This is a genomic window from Streptomyces sp. 8K308 (assembly GCF_004348315.1).
Lineage (GTDB): Bacteria > Actinomycetota > Actinomycetes > Streptomycetales > Streptomycetaceae > Streptomyces.
In genome coordinates this window covers 1-6,037 of record NZ_SMKC01000398.1, presented here as the reverse complement: position 1 = coordinate 6,037, position 6,037 = coordinate 1, and the positions used below count along the sequence as shown (strand labels likewise).

Genomic DNA, 6,037 nt, shown 5'->3' with positions numbered 1-6,037 from the left:
TGTCAGGATTCCGTGCGGTACATCAGGTCGACCTCGAAGGTGCGGAAGCCGAGGGACTCGTAGAGGCGGACCGCCGTCCGGTTGTCCGCGTCGACGTAGAGCATGGCCGTGTCAAGGTTCGGCCGGGCCGCCAGGTGGCGGAGCCCGGTCGTGGTGAGGGCGCGGCCCAGGCCGAGGCCCTGCGCGGCCGGCGAGACGCCGAGGACGTAGATCTCGCCGAGGCCCTCGGCCGCGTGCTCCTTGGTCCAGTGGAAGCCGAGCAGCTCACCGTCCTCCTGCCGCTCCGCGAGGAAGAAGCCGGCCGGGTCGAACCACGGCTCGGCCTTCCGCGCTTCGAGGTCGCGCTGGGTGAGCGAGCCCTGCTCCGGGTGGTGGGCGAAGGCCGCCGCGTTGACCGCGAGCCAGGCCGCGTCGTCCTGCCCGGGCACGAACGTCCGCACCCGCACGCCCGCCGGCAGCGTGGCCTCGACGGTCCGCAGGCCGCCGAGCGGCCGCCGCAGCTGCCGCAGCTCGCGGAAGAGGGTGAGCCCGAGGGCCTGCGCCAGGTGGCGCGCCGGCGGGTGGCCGCCGTGCGCCCACAGGCGCAGCCGGTGGCCGGACTCGTCGAGCAGCGCCCGCCCCAGCTTCCTGCCGTGGCCCTGGGCGCGCCGCTCCGGGTGGACGACGAGCTCGCCGGCCGGCGGCTCCACGGGGTCGGTGCCGTCCAGTTGGGCGTAGCCGGCGATCGCGCCCGCGTCCCACAGCAGCAGGTGCCGCACCCCGGCCCGTGGACCGCCCCGCAGCAGCAGCCGGCCCTGCTCGGACACCGCGTACTGGCCGTCGACCTTGGCCGCCGCCTCGATCAGCTCCTGGACCAGGCGCAGTTCGTCCGCCTCCACCTGATCGCGCATCAGGATCTCACTCATGGTGAAGACAGTAGGACACCCGGGGCCGCACCACCCCGATGCGCCCGTCCACTTCCTTTCATCTCGCCGTTACACGCATCCCCCTGCCGGGCTACGCGCGTAGCCAATAGGGTGCCGCCCATGCACGCACGGATGTTCAGATTGACCGCGGGTGCCGCCACGTTGGCCGCCGTCGCGGCGCTCGCCGTCGCCCTGCCCGCCGCGCAGGCGCGGCCCGACAACCCATCGAGTACCAGGCCCGGTCCATCGGTCGATCTCCAACTGCTGGCGATCAACGACCTGCACGGCGCCCTGGAGCCGCCCACCGGTACCAACGGCCAGGTGACGCACCGGCACGAGGACGGCACCACCGAGCAGCTCACGGCCGGTGGCGTGGAGTACCTGGCGACCGGACTGCGCGAGGCACGCGAGGGCCAGCGACGCTCCGTGACCGTGGCGGCCGGCGACCTGATTGGCGCCACCCCGCTGCTCTCCGGCCTGTTCCACGACGAGCCCACCATCGAGGCGCTGAACCAGCTCGAGATGGACGTGGCGGGCGTGGGCAACCACGAGTTCGACGAGGGCTGGGAGGAGCTGACCCGGCTGCAGGAGGGCGGCTGCCACCCGGTGGACGGCTGCTATGTCGAGGGCCGCGAGTTCGCGGGCGCCGACTTCCCCTACCTGGCGGCCAACGTGGTGCACGAGGACACCGGCCGCCCGATCCTGCCGCCCTACTCGGTGCAGAACCTGAACGGTGCCAGGGTCGGCTTCATCGGCGTGACGCTGGAGGGCACCGCCGACATCGTCACCCAGGAGGGCATCGAGGGCCTGGAGTTCCTGGACGAGGTCGAGACCATCGACCGCTACTCGCGTGAGCTGCGCCGCCGCGGCGTCAACGCGATCGTGGTGCTGATCCACGAGGGCGGCTACCCGGCCGACACCGCCTACAACGCGGACTGCGAGGGCGGCGCCGACGGCGGCATCTCCGGGCCGATCGTGGACATCGCCCGGCGGGCGAGCTCCGCCGTGGACGTGATGGTCTCGGGCCACACCCACCAGCCGTACGTCTGCTCCATCCCCGACCCCGCGGGCCGGGAGCGCCTGGTGACGTCGGCGGCCTCCAACGGCCGGCTCTTCACCGAGCTGAACATGAGGTACGACCTGCTCTCCGGCGACATCGTCCGGGCCTCGGTCGAGGGCAGCAACCGGGTCGTGGACCGCGAGCAGCCGGCCGCCGCCGACCTGACGCGGCTGATCGACTACTGGAGCGAGCTGGCCGCGCCGGTGGCGAACGCGCCGATCGGCTACATCTCCGAAGACATCAGGGGCCGCGGCGCCGGCACCCCCGAGTTCCCGCTCGGCGACCTGATCGCCGACGCGCAGCTGGCGCACGCCCGCGAGCTCGATCCGTCGACGGCGGTCGCGCTGATGAACCCGGGCGGCGTGCGCGCCGACCTGACCTACGCGGCCACGGGCGACGAGGGCGACGGCGTCGTGACCTACGGCGAGGGCTTCACGGTCCAGCCGTTCTCGAACACCGTCAACCTCCTCGACCTCACCGGCGAGCAACTGCTCCAGGTGCTGCGGGAACAGGTCAGCGGGGTGAACGAGTCGTCACCCAAGATCCTCCAACCCTCGGCCGGCCTGACGTACACGCTGGACCTGACCCGTTCGGGCGCCGACCGGATCGTGGCGGACTCGGTGCGGATCGGCGGCGAGCCGCTCGACCCGGCGGCCACCTACCGAGTCGCGGTCAACTCCTTCCTGGCCGGCGGCGGCGACGGCTTCGCCACCCTGGCGGAGGGCGGGAACCCGCTGGTCGGCAACGACGACATGCGGGTGCTCGCGGACTATCTGACCGCCAACTCCTCGGCCGACGCACCGCTCTCCGCCCCGGCGGCGGACCGCGTCACCGTCGTCCAGTAACGCCCCTCGCGCGAGCGGCCGGGCCCGGCGCGGGCCCGGCCGCATCCGTCGCTCACCGCTCGCGCGGCAGCGCGATCGCGGTGACCAGCAGTCCCCTGGCCGCCGCCCAGCGGCCGGTGAACGCGTCGTGCCGCACCCCGTCGACGACCGGCCCGGGCACCAGCAGCCGGGCGGTGAAGGTGCCCGAGTCGAGGTCGATGTCGATCCTGGCCTCCTCGAAATCCAACCACCTGCCGGTGAGCGGGTACCAGACCTTGTAGACGCTCTCCTTGGCGCCGAACAGCAGCCGCTCCCAGCACACCTCGGGCCGGCCGGCGGCCAGCCGGGCCAGCATCGGGCGCTCCTCGGGCAGCGAGATCAGGTCGAGCACGCCCGGGTCGCGCAGCGGCTCGTCGGGCTCGGCGTCGATGCCGACGCTCGCGATCCGGTCGGCGCGGGCCACGGCCGCGGCCCGGTAGCCGTCGCAGTGCGTCATGGAGCCGACGAAGCCGGCCGGCCAGCCGGGCGCCCCCCGCTCCCCCGGCAGCAGCGGCACCCGGGGGCCGCCGAGGGCGGCCAGCGCGGTGCGCGCGCAGTGCCGCACGGTGGCGAACTCGCGCCGCCGCTTCGCCACGGCCGCCGCCACCGCCTTCTCCTCCTCGGGGAACAGCTCGGGCGGCTGTGCCGGGTCGCCGAACGACTCGACGGCCTCGACCTCGGCGCCGGCGAGCAGCCCGCCGAGCACCCCGCTCACCCCGCTCACCGCCCCACCGCCGCGGCCGGCAGGATCGGCACCAGGCGGCCCGGCGTGGTGGGCCGCGGCCGCCACTCGCGCGGGTAGCCGAGCGAGACCTCCTGGTGAAGCACGCCGTCGACCCGGATCTCGCGGGGGATGTGCAGGTGCCCGTAGACGACGGAGGCGGCCCGGAACCGGACCGGCCAGTCGTGGGTGGCCTCCGTGCCGCACCACAGCGCGAACTCGGGGTAGCGCAGAATCCTGGTGGGTTCGCGGACGATCGGCCAGTGGTTGACCAGCACGCTGGGCAGTCCATCTGGCAGCTCGGTGGTCAGCCGCGCCTCGGTGGCCGCGACCCTGGCCCGGCACCAGTCGTCCATGCCCGGGTGCGGGTCGGGGCGCAGCATGAACTCGTCGGTGCAGACCACGCCGGCGGCCCGGGCGACCGCAAGCGCCTCGGCCTTGTCGCGGGTGCCGGCCGGCCGGAAGGTGTAGTCGTAGAGCAGGAAGAGCGGCGCGATCACGGCGGGACCGCCCTCGCCCTCCCACACCGGGTACGGGTCCTCAGGCGTGACGACGCCGAGCCGGCGGCACAGCTCGACCAGGTACGCGTAGCGCGCCTCGCCGGTGAGCCGGATCGGGTCGTCGGGCGGCGTCCACAGCTCGTGGTTGCCCGGCACCCACACCACCTTGGCGAACCGCCCGGCGAGCAGCGTCAGCGCCCACTCGATGTCGCCCGACAGCTCGCCCACATCGCCGGCGACCAGCAGCCAGTCGTCGTCGGACGCCGGCCGCAGCCGCTCCACGATCGCCCGGTTCTCGTCGTACCGCACGTGCAGATCGCTGATCGCGACGAGTCTCCCCGCCTTCGCCATGCGCCACTCCCCTCCAGATCAACCTCAAGAAAACTTGAGCTCTGCGCTACGCTCTGCGGCATGCCCCAGAGCACCATCGCGAAGGAACTCACCATCGGCCAGCTTGCCCAGCGCAGCGGCGTCGCCACCTCCGCGCTCCGCTTCTACGAGGAGCAGGGCCTGATCACCAGCCGCCGCACCTCGGGCAACCAGCGCCGCTACGCCCGTGACATGCTGCGCCGGGTGGCGTTCATCAGGGTCTCGCAGAACGTCGGCATGCCGCTCGCCGCCATCCGCGACGCGCTCCACCGGCTGCCCGAGGGCCGCACCCCGAACCGGGACGACTGGGCGTCGGTCTCCGAGTCCTGGCGTGCCGACCTCGATCGCCGCATCCACCGGCTCCGCCAGCTCCGCGACGACCTGACCGACTGCATCGGCTGCGGCTGCCTCTCCCTGGAGAGCTGCATGCTCGCCAACCCGGACGACATCTGCGGCCAGGGCGGTTGCGGCCCCGTCCGACTGCTCGCCGACGACGAGGACGGCGAGGAGCCGTCGGAGGCGTCGCAGAGTTGCGTCCCCGTGGCGAGCTGTGGCTAGGTTGCTCGGATGACGCACACCGCGACGCACGACGAGATCGAGGTCACCGCCGAGCTGGTGACGGAGCTGCTGCGCGACCAGCACCCCGACCTGGCCGATCGCCCCGTGCGGCTCGGCGCGCGCGGCTGGGACAACCAGCTGTGGCGGCTCGGCGAGGACCTGGCCGTCCGGCTGCCCTGGGCCACCGAGACCGCCGACGCCCTGCTGCTCAAGGAGCACGCCTGGCTGCCGTCCCTCGCCCCGCGCCTTCCGCTGCCGATCCCCGTCCCGCAGCGCCTCGGCGCGCCCTCCGCGCGGTTCCCGCGCCCGTGGATCGTCACCACCTGGGTACCGGGCGCCCCCGCCGACCGGGCCCCCGCCACGCGCGGCGAGGAGGCGGCCGACGCCCTGGCCGCCTTCCTCACCGCGCTGCACCAGCCAGCCCCCGCCGACGCGCCCGTCAGCCGGGACGGCCGGGGAGCACCGCTGGGCGAGGGCGCCCAGCGGTTCTTCGAGCAGCAGCTCGCCCAGGCGGTCGAGTTCGAGCTGATCCCCGACCCGGACGCCGTGCGCGCGGTCTGGGCGGACGCCGTCGCGGCCCCCGACTGGACCGGCCCGGCGCTCTGGCTCCACGGCGACCTGCACCCGGCCAACGTCCTCACCGCGGACGGAACCGTCTGCGGCGTCATCGACTTCGGCGCCCTGTCCGTGGGCGACCCGGCCTGCGACCTCGCCGCCGCCTGGCTGCTGCTGCCCGACGGTGCCGTCGACCGCTTCCACGACGCCTACCGGCCGACCCCGGACGCCGCGACCCTGCGCCGCGCACGTGGCCACGCGCTGCTGCGCGTCTTCCTCGGCCTCCTCGTCGGGCACGCCGGTGTCCACGGCCGCCCCGGCGGCAAGCCCAGCTGGGGCCCGCCAGCGCAGGCGGCGCTCCGCCGCCTCGTCGCCACGGCCAGCCAAACGGCCGGATGACCGAATCAAGCCATCCTCCGGAGAGCGGTGGTCGGCTGAGCCGCCGGGGCGCTCCGTGCCGGGAGTCGTCCCTCACCCACCCACCCTTTTGGCGCGCTGCGCGCGTG

The 6,037-nt window shown here is 74.0% G+C and carries 6 protein-coding genes; 3 read left to right on the top strand and 3 right to left on the bottom strand.

Annotated features, from left to right (window positions below; translation table 11 throughout):
* Window positions 1-2 precede the first annotated feature (2 nt).
* Window positions 3-905, bottom strand: a complete 903-nt coding sequence (gene mshD, locus E1265_RS32400) for a mycothiol synthase (protein ID WP_132934536.1) — start codon at window positions 903-905, stop codon at window positions 3-5.
* Window positions 906-1,037: 132 nt separating this feature from the next.
* On the opposite strand from mshD, the gene E1265_RS32395 reads away from it, so the two are divergent.
* Window positions 1,038-2,810, top strand: a complete 1,773-nt coding sequence (locus E1265_RS32395; RefSeq protein WP_243741267.1) for a bifunctional metallophosphatase/5'-nucleotidase — start codon at window positions 1,038-1,040, stop codon at window positions 2,808-2,810.
* A 52-nt stretch (window positions 2,811-2,862) separates the two neighbouring features.
* Here E1265_RS32395 and E1265_RS32390 read toward each other — a convergent pair whose 3' ends face one another.
* Both E1265_RS32390 and E1265_RS32385 read right to left on the bottom strand, forming a co-directional pair.
* Window positions 2,863-3,552 carry a 4'-phosphopantetheinyl transferase superfamily protein gene (locus E1265_RS32390; protein ID WP_132934534.1) on the bottom strand — a complete coding sequence of 230 codons (690 nt, stop codon included), beginning with the start codon at window positions 3,550-3,552 and terminating at the stop codon, window positions 2,863-2,865.
* Window positions 3,549-4,400 (bottom strand): metallophosphoesterase, encoded by an 852-nt coding sequence (locus E1265_RS32385; RefSeq protein ID WP_132934533.1) that lies wholly within the window; start codon window positions 4,398-4,400, stop codon window positions 3,549-3,551. The genes E1265_RS32390 and E1265_RS32385 overlap by 4 nt, the downstream gene beginning before the upstream one ends.
* 60 nt (window positions 4,401-4,460) lie before the next feature.
* On the opposite strand from E1265_RS32385, the gene soxR reads away from it, so the two are divergent.
* On the top strand, window positions 4,461-4,976 hold the full coding sequence (gene soxR / locus E1265_RS32380) for a redox-sensitive transcriptional activator SoxR (RefSeq protein ID WP_132934532.1): 516 nt from the start codon (window positions 4,461-4,463) through the stop codon (window positions 4,974-4,976).
* A gap of 9 nt (window positions 4,977-4,985) precedes the next feature.
* Window positions 4,986-5,930, top strand: a complete 945-nt coding sequence (locus E1265_RS32375) for an aminoglycoside phosphotransferase family protein (protein ID WP_132934531.1) — start codon at window positions 4,986-4,988, stop codon at window positions 5,928-5,930.
* Window positions 5,931-6,037: the final 107 nt, after the last annotated feature.